Annotated in this window: 14 protein-coding genes, 1 tRNA gene and 1 riboswitch; of the genes, 6 read left to right on the top strand and 9 right to left on the bottom strand. The window is 61.0% G+C overall.

Annotation, left to right across the window (positions count from 1 at the left end):
• Positions 1–15: 15 nt before the first annotated feature.
• On the bottom strand, positions 16–1,647 hold the full coding sequence (locus BO74_RS06325; protein ID WP_496440892.1) for a BCCT family transporter: 1,632 nt from the start codon (positions 1,645–1,647) through the stop codon (positions 16–18).
• Between the two features lie 333 nt (positions 1,648–1,980).
• A tRNA-Gly gene (locus BO74_RS06320) sits at positions 1,981–2,054 on the bottom strand.
• Between the two features lie 225 nt (positions 2,055–2,279).
• On the opposite strand from BO74_RS06320, the gene fusA reads away from it, so the two are divergent.
• The gene (gene fusA, locus BO74_RS06315) at positions 2,280–4,337 is read left to right on the top strand and encodes an elongation factor G (RefSeq protein ID WP_496440891.1); all 2,058 of its coding nucleotides are present in this window, start codon (positions 2,280–2,282) and stop codon (positions 4,335–4,337) included.
• A 64-nt stretch (positions 4,338–4,401) separates the two neighbouring features.
• On the opposite strand, the gene BO74_RS06310 is transcribed toward fusA, so the two are convergent.
• The gene (locus BO74_RS06310; protein WP_496440890.1) at positions 4,402–5,106 is read right to left on the bottom strand and encodes a transglycosylase SLT domain-containing protein; all 705 of its coding nucleotides are present in this window, start codon (positions 5,104–5,106) and stop codon (positions 4,402–4,404) included.
• Between the two features lie 254 nt (positions 5,107–5,360).
• Between BO74_RS06310 and BO74_RS06305 the strand changes: the two genes are divergently transcribed.
• From BO74_RS06305 to cbpB, 5 genes are all read left to right on the top strand, one after another.
• On the top strand, positions 5,361–6,545 hold the full coding sequence (locus BO74_RS06305) for a VanZ family protein (RefSeq protein WP_496440889.1): 1,185 nt from the start codon (positions 5,361–5,363) through the stop codon (positions 6,543–6,545).
• Positions 6,546–6,577: 32 nt separating this feature from the next.
• Positions 6,578–6,886 carry a (2Fe-2S) ferredoxin domain-containing protein gene (locus BO74_RS06300; protein ID WP_496440888.1) on the top strand — a complete coding sequence of 103 codons (309 nt, stop codon included), beginning with the start codon at positions 6,578–6,580 and terminating at the stop codon, positions 6,884–6,886.
• Between the two features lie 10 nt (positions 6,887–6,896).
• Positions 6,897–7,535: an alpha/beta hydrolase gene (locus BO74_RS06295; RefSeq protein ID WP_496440887.1), complete on the top strand. Its 639-nt coding sequence runs from the start codon at positions 6,897–6,899 to the stop codon at positions 7,533–7,535.
• A gap of 42 nt (positions 7,536–7,577) precedes the next feature.
• A riboswitch (cobalamin riboswitch) is annotated at positions 7,578–7,769 on the top strand.
• A gap of 76 nt (positions 7,770–7,845) precedes the next feature.
• Complete coding sequence (gene cbpA, locus BO74_RS06290) at positions 7,846–7,992, top strand: modified peptide precursor CbpA (protein ID WP_496440885.1); 147 nt, start codon at positions 7,846–7,848, stop codon at positions 7,990–7,992.
• Complete coding sequence (gene cbpB / locus BO74_RS06285; RefSeq protein ID WP_496440883.1) at positions 7,993–9,372, top strand: peptide-modifying radical SAM enzyme CbpB; 1,380 nt, start codon at positions 7,993–7,995, stop codon at positions 9,370–9,372.
• A gap of 65 nt (positions 9,373–9,437) precedes the next feature.
• Here the strand turns inward: cbpB and BO74_RS06280 are convergent, their stop codons facing one another.
• The 6 genes from BO74_RS06280 to BO74_RS06255 form a co-directional block, all read right to left on the bottom strand.
• Positions 9,438–11,060 (bottom strand): NAD(P)-binding protein, encoded by a 1,623-nt coding sequence (locus BO74_RS06280; protein ID WP_496440881.1) that lies wholly within the window; start codon positions 11,058–11,060, stop codon positions 9,438–9,440.
• Entirely contained in the window at positions 11,060–12,073 is a 1,014-nt protein-coding gene (locus BO74_RS06275) for a thiamine pyrophosphate-dependent enzyme (RefSeq protein WP_496440879.1), read from the bottom strand. Before BO74_RS06275 ends, BO74_RS06280 begins: the two co-directional genes overlap by 1 nt.
• 10 nt (positions 12,074–12,083) lie before the next feature.
• Positions 12,084–13,340: a transketolase C-terminal domain-containing protein gene (locus BO74_RS06270; protein ID WP_496440876.1), complete on the bottom strand. Its 1,257-nt coding sequence runs from the start codon at positions 13,338–13,340 to the stop codon at positions 12,084–12,086.
• Positions 13,333–13,926 (bottom strand): 2-oxoacid:acceptor oxidoreductase subunit gamma family protein, encoded by a 594-nt coding sequence (locus tag BO74_RS06265; protein ID WP_496440874.1) that lies wholly within the window; start codon positions 13,924–13,926, stop codon positions 13,333–13,335. The genes BO74_RS06270 and BO74_RS06265 overlap by 8 nt, the downstream gene beginning before the upstream one ends.
• Before the next feature lie 240 nt (positions 13,927–14,166).
• A complete protein-coding gene (locus tag BO74_RS06260) occupies positions 14,167–15,303 on the bottom strand; it encodes a PilT/PilU family type 4a pilus ATPase (protein ID WP_496440872.1) in 1,137 nt (378 codons plus the stop codon).
• A gap of 21 nt (positions 15,304–15,324) precedes the next feature.
• The gene (locus tag BO74_RS06255; RefSeq protein ID WP_496440870.1) at positions 15,325–16,371 is read right to left on the bottom strand and encodes a type IV pilus twitching motility protein PilT; all 1,047 of its coding nucleotides are present in this window, start codon (positions 16,369–16,371) and stop codon (positions 15,325–15,327) included.
• Between the last annotated feature and the right edge of the window lie 11 nt (positions 16,372–16,382).

The raw sequence follows: 16,382 nt of genomic DNA, 5'->3' as shown, positions 1-16,382 counted from the left end.
CTCGCAGAGCAAGGATCAGGAAACGCGCGGCTCGGAGGCCAACCCCTTGATGATGGCCATGCTCGCCACAAGCAAGACGACGGTGAAGGGCAACCCCGTAGACACCGCCATTGCCTGGAGCGCTACCAAGCCGCCGCCGAGGATCAGCGCAATCGCCACCAGCCCTTCGAACACGGCCCAGAAGACGCGTTGCGGCAAAGGCGCATCGACCTTGCCTCCCGCCGAGATCACGTCGATGACGAGCGAGCCCGAGTCAGACGAGGTAACAAAGAACACCACCACCAGCACGATGGCGATGAAGGAGGTGATCTGCGCCAGCGGCAGCACATCGAGCATGGTGAATAGTTGCAGCGGCAACTCGGCCTTGCTCGCCGCCTCGTAGCCGTCCCGGACCCGCTGGATGATCGCAGTCTCGCCGAACACCGTCATCCACAGCACGCACGCCAGGGAAGGCACGATCAATACCGAGACGATGAATTCGCGCACGGTGCGACCGCGCGACACGCGCGCGATGAACATGCCGACGAACGGCGACCAGGAGATCCACCACGCCCAGTAGAAGGCCGTCCATCCCTGCGAGAAGTTGACGTCGTCACGCCCGAACGGGCTCGCGAGCGCCGGCAGGTACTGGATGTAGGCAACGAGATTGCTGAAAAAACCTTTGGCGATATCGAGCGTCGGCCCGACGAAGATCACGAACAGCATCAACAACAGGGCGATCGCCATGTTGATCTCGGACAGGCGCTTGACCCCCGCATCCAACCCGGCGACGACCGATGTCAGCGCGATTGCGGTAATGCCGATGACCAGCAGCACCTGGGTGGTCTCACCCAACGGCACGTCGAACAGGAAATTGAGCCCCGAACTGGCCTGCGCGGCACCGTAGCCAAGCGAGGTTGCCAAGCCGAAGAGCGTCGCCAGCACCGCCAGGATATCGATGAGGTGGCCCGACCACCCCCACACGCGCTCGCCCAGCAACGGGTAGAACACCGAACGGATCGTCAGCGGCAGGCCCTTGTTGAACGAGAACAGGGCCAGTCCCAGTGCCAGCACCGCGTATATCGCCCACGGATGAAGCGCCCAGTGGAAAATCGTGGCGGCCATGCCCAGGCGGGTAGCAGCGGCAGCATCGCCTGCTGCGCCAGCGAGCGGCGCCCAGTCGGTGCGCACGCCGTTCTCGATCACCGTACCCCCCATCGCGCTGCCGAAATGCGACAACGGCTCGGACACGCCGAAAAACATCAGCCCGATGCCCATGCCAGCTGCGAAAAGCATCGAGAACCAGCCGAGATAGGAATAATCCGGCACCGCTTCCGTGCCCCCCAGACGTACGCGGCCCAATGGTGAGAGCGCCACCACCAGGCACACCAGCACAAAGATGTTTCCCGCGCTGAGGAAGAACCAGTCCAGATTCGACGTCAGCCAGCTGCGCATGCCACTGAACATCGGCTCAACCTGGTTCTGGAAGGCCAGTGTAAGCACGACAAACGCGACCACCAGCAAGCCTGAAACGGCAAACACACGGTTGTGGATATCAAGGCCGAAAGGGCCGACATTCACGACGATGTTGTCTTGCCCAACCTTGTAGTCGGTATTGATCGGATTAACCGCCCCGTCGGGGACCATCGGGTCTTTTTTCTCTGCCATCGCGACTTCTCCATGACATGCTTCCGGATTGAGAATATCCGTTTTCAAAATAGCAGTCAGCCGATTACTTTTGCATCTGTTTCAAGCAAGCTGTGAATTTTCAGGACGCCTGACGCGGCGATGGCCTGCTTGAGATGATCACAAACGCGCCGCCAGAAGATGACGGGATTCAGCTACTCCGCAGCTTGAGTATCCACCCCTGAAGCAAGGCCGATACGCAGTCAAGTGTCAAGTAGAGGCTGGCGCTCCTGGATCTCAATGACCGACTGTCTGGAAAAAATACTTTCCTGACAGCAGCTTATAGAACTCAGTGGGTGACCATGGAAGAAAAACTGGAGCGGGTGAAGGGAATCGAACCCTCGTATGCAGCTTGGGAAGCTGCCGTTCTACCATTGAACTACACCCGCGAAGGCGCACATTCTATGCGTTTGAGCGCAAGTGTTCAATCTGAATCAGAAAATTTCGGCGCATGCGTTCGTCGATCGAGAAAACTCGGGTTGGCACTTGGCTGGCAAGACATAAAGCGTAGAATGAAACCGTTGTGTTGGATCATGCGTAATCGGTAGCTCGACTCAGGGTATTGCCGTATTTGCACCCCACGTCGAGCATTTTCAAAAGAACTGGGGGAAAACATGGGTCAGAACAACACGGTCAACCTTCGTACTGTAGCCATTGTCGGCCATGGCGCAGCCGGCAAGACGTCACTTGTCGAAACGCTGCTCGCCGCGGCCGGCGCGATTCCCAGCAAAGGCTCTGTTGAAAAAGGAAACACAGTCTGTGACCACGACCCGCTGGAGCGGGAACTCGGTCACTCCATCCAGTCCGCAATCGCCTCGCTGAACTGGATTGATAGACAAATCCACGTAATCGACACACCCGGATACCCCGATTTCGCCGGGCAAGCCATCGGCGCCCTCGCCGCCGTCGACACCGCACTGGTTGTCATCAACGCACAGAACGGCATCGAGCTATCGACCGAGCGGATGATGAAACTGGCGGCTGCGCGCAATCTGTGCCGGATGATCGTGATCAACAAGATCGATGCGGAAAACGTCGATCTCCCCAAACTGGTCGGCGAGATCCGCGAACGTTTCGGACGCGAGTGCATGCTTCTCGATTTGCCATCGCACCACGCTCAGGATGTCGTCGAAGTACTCGGTCACGACGGTGGCGAAAGCGATTTTGAATCAGTCGCCGCGATGCACCGCGCCCTGATCGACCAGATCGTCGAGGAGGACGAAGACCTGCTCGCCCGTTATCTGGATGAAGGTGCCGACCCCTCCGTCGAAGAACTGCATGCCCCCTTCGAAAAGGCACTGCGCGCCGGCCACCTGATTCCCATCCTGTTCGTCTCGGCCAAAACCGGCGCCGGCGTTCCGCAATTGCTCGACGTCCTGGCAAAACTGGCGCCGAACCCGGCGGAGGGGAATCCCCCCCCGTTCTTCAGCGGCGAACCGGACGATCCGGACGCTGCGGCATTCGATGCCGTACCCGACCCCGGCAAGCACGTGCTGGCACATGTCTTCAAGATCGTCAGCGACCCGTTCGTCGGAAAGCTCGGCATTTTCCGCGTCCACCAGGGAACGATCCGGAAGGACACCCAACTCTTCGTAGGGGAGGCCAAACGCGCATTCAAGGTCGGTCACCTCTACCGCCTGCAAGGCAAGGAATACGTCGAGACAGAGGCACTCGTTCCGGGCGATATCGGCGCCGTGGCCAAGGTAGACGAAATCGAATTCGACGTGGTCCTGCACGACTCGCACGATGAAGACCACATCCATCTGAAGCCGCTCGAATTCCCGGAACCGATGCAGGGTCTGGCGGTGGAAACCAAGCGCAAGGCCGACGAGCAACGGCTTTTCGACGTATTGCACAAACTCGAGATCGAGGACCCCTGCTTCAAGGTCGAGCGCCACCCGACCACCAACGAAACCGTCATTCGCGGCTTGGGTGAGATTCACCTGCGCACCAAACTGGCCCGACTGGCCCAGCAATACAAGATCGAACTGGCGACCAGGCCTCCGCAAATCGCCTACCGCGAGACGATCACCAAGAAGGCGGAAGGACATTGCCGGCACAAGAAACAAACCGGCGGCGCCGGCCAGTTCGGGGAGGTCATGCTGCGCGTCGAACCACTGGAGCGCGGAGCCGGCTTCGAATTCGTCGACATGGTCAAGGGCGGGGTGATCCCCGGCGTATTCATGGCCTCGGTCGAGAAGGGCGTCCGTCAGGCGCTCGCGGACGGCGTCGTCGGCGGATTCCCGGTGCACGACATTCGCGTGATTGTCCATGACGGCAAGTCACATTCGGTAGACAGCAAGGACATCGCGTTCTTCACCGCGGGGCGAAAAGCCACCATTCAGGCCATCCAGGACGCAACGCCGATCATCCTCGAGCCCGTGGTGGATATCGAAGTCCTGGCTCCGGAAGCTTCCGTCGGTGATCTGTCGGGCGACTTGTCCAGCAAGCGCGGCCAAGTGACGGGTACCCAGCCGCGCGGCACAGGGACGATGGCCATCAGCGGCAAGGTGCCGCTCGCTGAACTGGACGATTATCAAGGCCGGCTGAAGTCCCTGACCGGCGGCCAAGGTTCATACAGCATCGCGTTCTCGCACTACGCGGCGGTACCCAGCGGCACGCAACAGCAACTGGCAGCGCAGCACAAGACTATCGGTCTGGAAGACGACTGACCAGGCAAGCGACAAAGCCAGCGACCCGCCACAAGCGGGGGCTGGCTTGCGATGCGATACGCGATCAGGCGTTCGACGCCAAATTCAGGTCCCGGCGCACGGCTTTTTCCATGCGGGCCTTTTCCGCCAGCACCTTGTTCGCATAACCGCTCTCGGGATCGGACGACCCGGCATATTGTTGCAGCCCCGGGACCAGCCCGCCGCGACGTTTTATCGCCTCCTCGAGCACGCCGACGCCGACACGGATGTTCACTGCCGGATCGAAAAGATGGCGACTACCCAGCCCGGCCGGGAATTTGTCCATGTGGAAACGCGGAATAACCTGCATCAGGCCGCGCGCGCCCAGCGAGCTTTCGGCGAACGGATTGAACCCCGACTCGATACCGATGATCGCCAGAATCAGCAAGGGATCAATACGGCGTTCCTTGCCAATCAGATCCGCGGCCTCGACGATCGGCCTCACGGCTTCGGGCGAAACACGATAACGACGCTTCACGTAGCTAAGAACCGCCGTGAACTGGGGCTTGGCTTCGGGCACACCACGATGCACAAGACCTTCGCCAGAAACCGGAAGGACGGCAGGAACGGAAGCCTCGACGACCGGCGCAGGAACCTGTGTGCCAGCCGGCACGTCCTGCTCATCAAAAAAGTGACCGACGGTGCCGAGAACGAACAGCAACCCGACAATCATCACTGCGTACTGGGTAAAACTGGAGACGGCATCCAGACTGCGTGCCATCGATTTTTTGAGAGTTACAGCAACAGACATGCTCTCTCCTTTCACTGTTGTCATCGCGCAAACAGACAAACTTGCCGTGCGACAAACGGTTATAGGCGGGTGCATTGCCCGGAAGCGGCAGAAGGAAGGAGTGCCGCAGGGCAAAACTACTTCAGGAACTGAACGTCGTCAGTAGTAGAGTCAAAGAAAAAAGACAAGTTCCGCACTACGCCGCTCCTGAACAACGGCCTCCACAGTGCGGGAGAGCGCGAACTCTATTCATTGGACCGGATTTTGTCAAGCCCATGACTTTTCTGAAGAAAATGCATGACGACGGACTCCATCAACGCCCGGTGAAGATAGAATCACCTCTGCACGACATTCCACGCACGACAATGGCCGCAGGCAAGTCATCCGCTCACGTACCGGCAGAAGGCGCACAACCGGCGCCTTCCTGGCGCTTGCCGCGCTATCTGGCTGGCTGCTACTTGCTCCTGATCATCTACGCCAGCCTGCACCCTTTCTCCGGCTGGCAATCCCCCGGACTCTCGCCCTTCGTCTTTCTGGAAGCAGCCTGGCCTCGTTACTGGACAGGGTTCGACCTGGCGGCCAACATCGCCGCCTACCTGCCACTCGGATTTCTTCTGACACTGGCCCTCGGTGCGCGGCACAGCAAAGCCTGCGCCGCGCTTCAGGCCTTCGCGCTAGGGACACTCACCAGTTTCGCCATCGAAACCCTGCAGTCGTTCCTGCCAAGCCGAGTCCCCTCTTCCCTCGACTTGATCTGCAACGGAACCGGGACCGGACTGGGAGCGCTCCTGTCGATATGGTTTGGTGCAACGCTTTTCGCAAAGATCGATAACATTCAGCGTCAATTCCTTGCGCACATTCCCAACAGCGAGTACGGCCTTGTGGTGACCGGCCTGTGGATGATTACCCAGCTTTCTCCAGAAACCGTCCTGTTCGGATCCGGAGACCTGCGCCAGCTATTCAGCATCGCTCCACCTGTTCCCTATGCGGCACATTCTTTCTTCGCCATGGAAACCGGCATCATCATCTGCAACATGCTCGCCGTCGGTCTGCTGATGCGCACCTTCTTCTTGCCAAAAGCCAACGCCTGCGTAGCTTTGCTCGGTTTTTTCCTTTTTTCCCTGTTCATCCGCACGCTGGGCGCCATCATCCTGATCGGGCCTCAAAGCGCGTTTGCCTGGCTGTCGCCCGGCGCCGGCCTCGGACTCATGCTTGGGGGAGTCCTGCTGCTGGCAGCGCAATACATACCCCGCCCAGCCCGCATCGCGCTCGCAGGCGTCACGCTCATGGCGGGAACTGTTCTGGTCAACATCACTCCATTCAACCCTTACTCTGTCGCCGCACTGACTGCATGGCGCCAGGGACACTTTCTCAATTTCAACGGGCTTACCCGGCTGACTGCCAGTTTCTGGCCGTTTTTATCGCTCCCCTACCTGATTCTGCTCGGACGACGCATATAGCCCAACCAGAAAAATTACTTGAGGACCGGACCATGAGCTACTTCAAACACCATGTCTTTTTTTGTTGCAATCAGCGTGAAAATGGCGAGAGCTGTTGCAACAACCTCGGCGCAAGCGAGGCTCTGACTTACGCGAAAGACCGGATTGCCGAGTTAAAACTGAAGGGGAAGGGAAATATTCGCATCAACAAGGCGGGGTGCCTGGACCGATGCGACGAAGGCCCCGTTCTCGTCGTCTATCCCGAGGAGGTGTGGTATCAGTACGTTGATACCGACGATATCGAGGAAATCGTCCAGGAGCATCTGATCCATGGCCGGGTGGTTGAACGCCTCAAGATCTAGGCCCACCCGAATGAAGCCAACCACCCGAACAATCGCCATCGATGGCCCAGCAGGGAATATCGAAACACGGGTCGATTCGCCGGATGACCCTCGGGGCATCGCTTTGGTCTGCCATCCGCACCCCCTGTTCGGCGGCACCAACGAAAACAAGGTGGTACACACCGTCGCCAGCACCTTGGGCCGGATCGGCTATGCCGTGTTCAGCCCGAATTTCCGCGGGGTGGGTGCCAGCGAGGGAAAACACGACGACGGACGCGGCGAAACCGAGGACATGCTGCTGGTGCTCGACGAAGCCAAACGCATTTTCGGCGAACTGCCCGTCGTGCTGGCCGGCTTCTCATTCGGCGCCTACGTGCAGTCGCGCGTGGCCGACGCGCTAGCCAAGTCAGGCCAACCGGCCCGGCGACTGATCCTGGTCGGCACCGCCGCCGGCCACGTCGAAGGCGCGCGGAACTACGCCACGGAGGCAGTCGCCGAGGACACCCTGGTCATCCACGGCTCGGCAGATACCACGGTTCCGCTCGACAACGTTCTGGCCTGGGCCGAACCGATCGACCTTCCAGTCATCGTCATCCCGGGGGCCGACCATTTTTTCCACCGCAAGCTGCACATCATTCGCGACATCATCCTGCGCGCCTGGCGCGAGTAACCGCCTGATGACAATGACTTGACCCGCCCCCGGCGGTCAAGGACAATGCGCGCTCCATTCAATCCGACGAAACGGAACACGGTGCAAATCCGTGGCGGGCCCGCCGCTGTATCCGGGGACGAACGCTGCACGGTCGGCAACGACCAGCCACTGACGGAGAACACTCCGCCGGGAAGGCGCAGCGCTCAGGCTGATCCGGTAGCCAGAAGACGTGTCGGACTGAAGCGGAGCTTTGGCAAGGGCTCCGGCTGAAGGTATGCAGCCGCGTACCTTCAGCCGGAGCCCTTTTTCATTTCCCGAGGAGAGGAACATGTCGCAAACCGTTCAAAAGCAAGATCACCAGGCCGCACAAACCAGCCAGCCCGCTGCTCCGACCATTGCCATCCGCAAGAGCTGCAATCCGGACGGCATCGGCCTCTCGCACTATGTGCTGATGGACAAAAAAGCGGCCAAGTAGATGACCGACGCCAATTTTGCCCGGGCCGCATCCTGCGGCCCGCTGATTCCCATGGACATCGGCCACGACATCTATGCCGCCGTCACCGACCCGAACACGGCCTTTTGGGCGCTCGTCGACAAGACACGCATCGCCGAAGCGATGGCCGAAAGCACACCGCTGATGCAGGATTTCCGTGCCAAGGCCGACGGCTTCGCCCGTGAACTCCACGCTTTGCGTTTCGAGCTGACGCCTTCCGGGGTGTACCTCAACCCGACCGAGCGCTGCAACCTGAACTGCACCTATTGCTACCTGCCGAGCAAGCAACGCAGCGGTGGCCAACACATGTCGACAGACCGTCTGATCGCCGCGCTCGGCAAGCTGCGCGACTATTTCCGCTCGGCCATGCCGGAAGGCCGCACGCCGCGTGCCATTTTCCACGGCGCCGAACCGCTGATGAACAAGGCGGCGGTTTTCGCGGCGATAGAGGAATTCGGCAACGACTTCGCCTTCGGCATCCAGACCAACGGCACGCTGCTCGACCGGGAGGCGATCGACTTTCTGACCAGGCGCAACGTCAGCATCGGCCTTTCGCTCGACGGCCCGGTCGCCGGCATCACCGACGCCACGCGCCTCACCTGGGGCGGCAAAAGCGTTCACGACAAGGTATTGACGGCCATGGACGCCTTGCGCGGTTACGGCTCGTGGAGCGTGATCACCACCTGCACGACCGAGAATCTGGCGCACCTGACACGGATGGTCGAGCTGTTTCACGCGCACGAGGTGCCGACCTGCATGCTCAACACCCTGCGCTGTACGCTGCCCGGCGCCCGCGGCGTCAAGCCAGCCGACGCCGACATGGGCAAGGCCCTCTTCGCCGCGCTCGACCGCACGCACGCGTTGTACCGCGCAACCGGCCGCAAGCTGGTCGTCGCCAACTTCGCCAACATCCTGCTCGCCATCCTGGCGCCGACGGCGCGACGGCTGATGTGCGACATCTCGCCCTGTGGCGGCGGGCGAGCCTTCTTCGCCCTGGCCGCCGACGGCAACCTGTATCCGTGCAGCGAGTTCATCGGTCTGCCACGCTTCAACGGCGGCAACCTGTTCGACGAGGGCGGCGTCAATGCGGCGCTGGCATCCGACGCTTTCCGCACCGTCACTGCGCGGAACATCGACACCTTCGCACCGTGCGACGACTGCGCCATCCGCCATTTCTGCGGCTCGCCGTGCCCGGCCGAAGCGCACGAGATGAACGGCGGCATGGACAGGATCGGCGCCTTCTGCGAGTTCTACAAGGAGCAGGTCAACTACGCGCTGCGCCTGATCGCCGACAGCAAAGCCGACGACTTCCTGTGGGACGGCTGGGACGCGGACACCGAAACCACCTTCCTGATGCAGTAACGCCGCATAAAAAAGACGGGACGGTGACTCGCGTCACCGTCCCGTTTCACTTCACACAACGAGGATCAGTTGTTTTCCGGCACCATGTTGATCGCGCCGCACGGGCACTCCGACACGCAGAGGCCGCAGCCCTTGCAGTAGTCGTAGTTGAACTGGAAGCCCTTGCCCGGCCCGAGCTTGATCACCGCGTTGTCCGGACAGACGCCGTAGCAGTTGTCGCACTCGAAGCAATTGCCACAGGACAGGCAGCGGCGCGCCTCGAACAGCGCATTGGTCTCATCGAGCCCGCCCTGGACTTCCTCAAACGTCGATTGACGGCGGATGATGTCGAGCATCGGCCGCACGGTCTTCGGCGCATCGGAGTAGTACCAGGTGTTGAGGCGCTCGAAGGTGGCGAGCTGCGGCTTCGGCGGTGCGACGTAGGCCGTCCCGCGCAGCCAGCCGTCAATGTTGCGCGCAGCCTTCTTGCCGTGGCCGACACCGACCGTGATGTTGCGCTCGGTCGGCACCATGTCGCCACCGGCGAAGATACCAGCGTGACCGGTCATCATGTTGGCATCGACCTTGACCGCGCCATCGGTAACTTCCAGCCCGGGAACGCCCTCGAGCAACCCGAGGTCGACGTCCTGACCCAGCGCCAGGACGACCGAATCGGCCTCGAGCGTCTCGATTTCGCCGGTCGGTTGCGGGAAGCCGTTGGCGTCAAGTTCCATCTTCTCGACGGTGATCGAGGCGTCGCCGGCTTTCTTGATCGTCGACAACCACTTGATCATCACGCCTTCCTGCATCGCCTCCTCGACCTCGAAGTCGTGCGCCGGCATCTTGTCGCGGGTGCGGCGATAGACGATGATCGGTTCGGCGCCCATGCGCTTGGCGGTACGGGCCACGTCGATCGCCGTGTTGCCGCCGCCGTAGACCACCACGCGGCGGCCCAGCATCGGCTTCTCCTCGCCTTCCATGCTGCGCAGCACCGAGACCGCGTCAACGATCTTCGAGACCGCGCCGGCCGGGATGTTGGTGCGCTTGCCGATATGCGCGCCGACGGCCAGGAAGGCCGCGTCGAAGTTGCCCGCCTTCATCGTTTCGAGGATGTTGTCCACCTTGGCGTTGAGCTTGACCTCGACACCCATCTCGACCACGCGCTGCATTTCGGCATCGAGCACGTCACGCGGCAGGCGGTACTTGGGAATCCCGAAGCGCATCATGCCGCCGAGCATTGGCCCGGCTTCATACACGGTGACGCGGTGGCCGAGGCGGCGCAGGTGGTACGCGGCCGACATCCCCGACGGGCCGCCGCCGACGATCAGCACATGCTTGCCGCTTTCCTCGGTCGGCTGAACCAGCTTCCATTTGCGCTTGATCGCCTCGTCCCCGAGGAAGCGCTCGACCGAGTTGATCCCCACCGCAGCATCCAGGTTGGCGCGATTGCAGGCGCCTTCGCAGGTGTGATAGCAGACCCGTCCCATGATCGCCGGGAAGGGATTGTCCTTGGTCAGATGCTGCCAGGCTTTTTCGTAGTTGCCGGACTCAGCATGGAACAGCCAGCCCTGGATATCTTCGCCCGCCGGGCACTGATTGTTGCAGGGAGGCAGGCGGTTCACGTAGACCGGCCGCTCGGTACGCCAGGAGCCGGTATGGTTGGCGAGCGACGAACCGGGATCCAGGGTAATGGCAAAAGGCTTGTTCATCAGTTCGCCTCCTTCTCAAGCAAATCGTATTTGCGGATGTTCTTGTCGGCTATCGCTTGCAGCCGGGCGATGGTGTCGACCGCCGGCGTCTTGCCGAACAGGTGGGCAAAGCGCTTCTGCGGCCGCAAGTACTCTTCGACCGGCAGCAGGCGGCGGATCTTGGTCGAGTGGGTCAGTTCACCCCGTTCGGCTTCGAAGACCGGGAACAGGCCGGTTTCCTTGGCCAGACGCGACATCCGCAGCGTATCGTCAGACGCGGTTCCCCAGCCGAGCGGACACGGCACCAGGATATGCAGGTAGCGCGCACCGCGGAAGGTCATCGCCTTGCGCACCTTGTATTCGAGGTCACGCAGGTCAGCCACCGTCGCTGTCGCGACGTAGGGAATCTCGTGCGCCATGGCAATCGCCGGGACGAACTTGCCCTGCCCGAAGGGGTTGCCGGGCTCCGGGCCGACCGGCATGGTCGTCGCCGTGCGCGCTGCCGGCGGCGTCGCCGAACTGCGCTGGATACCGGTGTTCATGTAGCCGCCGTTGTCGTAGCAGATATAGAGCACATCGTCGTTGCGCTCGAACATCCCGGACAGGCAGCCGAAGCCGATATCGGTCGTGCCACCGTCACCGCCCTGCGCGACGACGCGCACATCACCGGCGAGGCCCTTTTGTCGCTTGACCTTGCGGGCCGCCGCCACGCCGGTTGCCACTGCCGCGGCGTTGCCGAACAGTGAGTGAATCCAGGGAATCTGCCAGGACGTTTCAGGATAGGGCGTGGAAAACACTTCCAGGCAGCCGGTGGCATTGACCGCCACCATCTGCTTGTCGGTGGCATGCATTGCCGCGTCGATGGCATAGCGTGCGCCGAGCGCCTCGCCGCAGCCCTGACAGGCGCGGTGCCCCGAATTCAGGGAGTTGGTCCGCTCCATGTTGGCTTGCACGCTGCGCTGATCCTGCGTCAACAAGCGGTTGCCGACGGTGAACGTGCCGGTCTGGTAGAACTTGACGGGTTGAAAGCTCATGGTCGTGTCCTCAGCTGTGTTGGGCAACGTGGCTGCTGCCGACGTCGCGCAGGATGTTCTCGGCGACCGGGCCGGAGCGGCGCTTCTGGCGCTCGCGCTCCAGTTGCTTGTTGACAATGTTCCAGTCCAGATCGAGGAAGGTCAGCGGGGGAAGATCGTCGCCCAGCGCCTTGTCGAAGATGGCCCGCAAGGATTTCTTCAGGATCGGACGCCCGCCCAGGCCGGCAATGACCGTGTAGTCCTTGACGCTGGCGCCATCGAGCGCGGTGCGCACATCGGTGGCGACAACGCCGCCGATACCGACCGAAAACGCCTTCTCGAGAACGACGATGCGCGTCGCGCCTTTCAGGGCCTCGCGCACGGCTTCAAGCGGGAACGGACGGAAGGAGATGATGCCGAGAACGCCGATCTTCACGCCCTGCTCGCGCATTTCGTCGACCGTATCCTTGATCGTGCCGAGTACGGAGCCCATCGCAACCACGACCGTTTCCGCGTCGTCCAGGCAGTAGCCGCGCACCAGACCGCCCGAGTCCCGGCCGAACCCTGCCTTGAATTCCTCGGCGATTTTCGGGATCAGCTCCAAGGCGCGCAGCTGCTTCTCGTGCTCCAGATAGCGCACTTCTGCGAAGGCTTCCGGCCCGACCATGGCGCCGATCGACACCGGATCGGCCGGATCGAGCACCTGACGCGGTTCATACGGCGGCAGGAAGGCATCGACCTGCGCCTGCGTCGGGATATCCACTCGCTCGTACGCGTGCGTAAGAATGAAACCGTCCATGCATACCATCACCGGCAAACTCAGTTCCTCGGCCAGCTTGAACGCCTGGATATGCAGATCGACCGCCTCCTGGTTGGTCTCGGCGAAGATCTGGATCCAGCCGCTGTCACGCTGCGACATCGAGTCCGAATGGTCGTTCCAGATGTTGATCGGCGCGCCGATCGCGCGGTTGGCCAAGGTCATGACGATGGGCAAGCCGAGGCCGGAGGCGTTGTAAACCGCCTCGACCATGAACAGCAGGCCTTGCGACGCGGTAGCCGTATATGTCCGCGCACCGGCCGCCGACGAACCGATGGCCACGCTCATGGCGGCAAATTCGGACTCGACGTTGATGAACTCGCAGTTCTGCACTTCACCGGCCTTGACCATCTCGCCGACGCCCTCGACGATGTGCGTCTGCGGGGAAATCGGATAGGCACAGATCACTTCCGGCCGGCACAGCGCAACCGCCTTGGCAACGGCGTGCGAGCCCTCGATTTGCTTAAGCATTGGCAACCTCCTTGCTGAGATCCTTGGCGCGCGCCAGGACCATGTTGAACGCTTCCGTCGCCGCGGCGACGTTGCCTTGCGCAACCTTCCCCGAGAACTTGGCGTTGATCGCCTTGCACACCGACTCGAGGTTCAGCTTTCCGGAAAGCGCGGCGAACCCGGCCAGCAACGGCACGTTGGGCACGGGGCGGCCGACGTGCTTGAGCCCCAGGTCGGTCGCCGGAAGGGTGCACAGGCGATCGGCGGGGAACTCACGCACCACGTCTTCGATACCAAGCTCTTCGAAGGTCTGCTTGGTGTTGATCAGGACAAAGCCATCCTTCTTCAGACCGGCGAACACATCGATCTGACGAAGCAGACTCGGATCCTGGATGATCAGAGCATCAGGCTCCATGATCGGCTCCCGCGAGCGGATCTCACGATCCGCGATCCGACAGAAGGCCACCACCGGCGCCCCCGTCCGCTCCGAACCAAAACTCGGAAAGGCTTGCGCATGATGCCCTTCCTCGAATGCGGCGATCGATAACATTTCCGCCGCCGTTACCACTCCCTGGCCTCCGCGGCCGTGAATACGCACTTCGAACATACACTCTCCGATCCGTTGATTATCGAAGCCACCCCACCCACAACCCACTTAATGAGTTAATGGAACTAAACGATGATGGTTAGGAACTAATTGTACAACTGGAATTCCGAATTGTGAAACGATATTTCAATTATCAAAATCCGATCGAAGCAGTAGGATATTTTGCAAAGCGGTACGTAAAAAAACGACGCCCCGGTCTGGGCCGGGGCGATCTGTCGGGAGAAACGAAAAACAGTCGGATCAGACGACTTCGAGGTGACCAATCCCCGAGTTGAGGTCACGATCCTTCGAGTCCTTGCTGTGCAGCTTGATCTGCAAGCGCAGGTCGTTGATCGAGTCGGCATTCCGCAGCGCATCCTCGTAGGTGATCCGCCCGGCCTCGTAAAGATCGAAGAGTGCCTGATCGAAGGTCTGCATGCCAAGCTCGCGGGAACGCTTCATGACCTCCTTGATTTCATGCACTTCACCCTTGAAGATCAGATCCGAAATCAGTGGCGAGTTGAGCAGGATTTCCACGGCGGCGACCCGCCCCTTGCCGTCCTTCTTCGGCAACAGCCGTTGCGAGACAAGCGCCCGCAGGTTGAGCGACAGGTCCATCAACAGTTGATGACGGCGCTCCTCCGGGAAAAAGTTGATGATCCGGTCAATGGCCTGGTTCGAGCTGTTGGCGTGCAGCGTGGCCAGACACAAGTGCCCCGTTTCGGCGAAGGCGATGCCGTAGTCCATGGTATCGCGGTCGCGGATTTCGCCCATCAGGATGACATCCGGCGCCTGCCGCAAGGAGTTCTTCAGGGCCGCCTCCCACGAATCGGTATCCACACCGACCTCGCGCTGCGTGACGATGCACCCCTTGTGCTCATGGACGAATTCGATCGGATCCTCGACCGTGATGATATGCCCCTGGCTGTTCCTGTTGCGCTGGTCGACCAGTGCCGCCAGCGATGTCGTTTTACCAGTACCCGTACCGCCAACGAAGATCACCAGCCCGCGCTTGGTCATCGCAATGTCCTTGAGCACTGTCGGCAAGCCGAGTTCGTCGAGCGTCGGAATCGTCTGGTTGATGGTCCGGCAAACCACCGCCACGCGCCCCTGCTGGATCAGTGCGTTGACCCGGAAGCGCCCGATTCCCGACGGTGAGATGGCGAAATTGCACTCCTTCGTCGCCTCGAATTCCGCAGCCTGACGATCGTTCATGATCGAGCGGGCCAACTCGGCGGTATGCTGCGCCGTCAGCGCCTGATTCGAAACTGGAGTTACCCGCCCGTCGACCTTGATCGCCGGCGGAAAATTGGCGGTGATGAATAGATCGGACCCGTTCTTCTGCGACATCAGACGCAGCAGATCCTGCATGAATTTCAAAGCCTGATCGCGTTCCATGATTTTCCTTTAAGCAGATCGTCAAGCGCCCGGGAAGGAATCCTTGTTCGCCGCCCGCGCCCGCGCTTCCGCGCCCGAAACGACATTGCGGCGAACCAGTTCGAGAAGGCTCTGGTCGAGCGTTTGCATGCCGAGCTGGGCACTGGTCTGGATCACCGAATACATCTGCGCCACCTTGTTTTCACGGATCAGGTTGCGGATTGCCGGCGTGCCGATCATGATTTCGTGCGCCGCCGTCCGCCCCATGCCGTCCTTGGTCTTGAGCAGCGTCTGCGAAATGACGGCGCGCAGCGACTCGGAAAGCATCGAACGCACCATTTCCTTCTCGGCGGCAGGGAAAACGTCAACCACCCGGTCGATGGTCTTGGCCGCACTGGAGGTATGCAAGGTACCGAAAACGAGGTGGCCGGTTTCCGCGGCCGTAAGGGCAAGGCGAATCGTCTCCAGATCACGCATTTCGCCGACCAGAATGACATCCGGGTCTTCACGCAACGCCGAACGCAAGGCGTTGGAAAATGACAGGGTGTGCGGACCGACCTCGCGCTGGTTGATCAGGCATTTCTTCGATTCGTGCACGAATTCGATCGGATCCTCGACCGTGAGGATGTGCGCGTGATCGTTCTCGTTGATGTGATTGATCATGGCCGCCAGGGTCGTGGATTTCCCTGAACCGGTCGGCCCGGTCACCAGAACAACGCCACGCGGGTATTCCGAAATATCCTTGAAGATGCGCGGACAACCAAGGTCTTCAAGCGTGAGGACCTTGGACGGAATCGTCCGGAAAACCGCCCCCGCGCCCCGGTTTTGCACAAAGGCATTCACCCGGAAACGCGCCAGATTGGGAATCTCGAACGAAAAATCGCACTCCAGCGTCTCCTCGTAGTGCTTGCGCTGCGCGTCGTTCATGATGTCGTACACCATGGCGTGCACGTCCTTGTGCTCCATCGCCGGCAGGTTGATCCGGCGAACATCGCCATGCACCCGGATCATTGGCGGCAATCCGGAGGACAGGTGGAGGTCGGAAGCCTTGTTCTTGACGCTGAAGGCGAGCAGTTCGGTAATATCCATCGAGGGGCATC

The sequence above is a fragment of the Propionivibrio pelophilus DSM 12018 genome (genome assembly GCF_059569095.1).
This window is presented reverse-complemented; position numbering and strand designations above follow the sequence as displayed.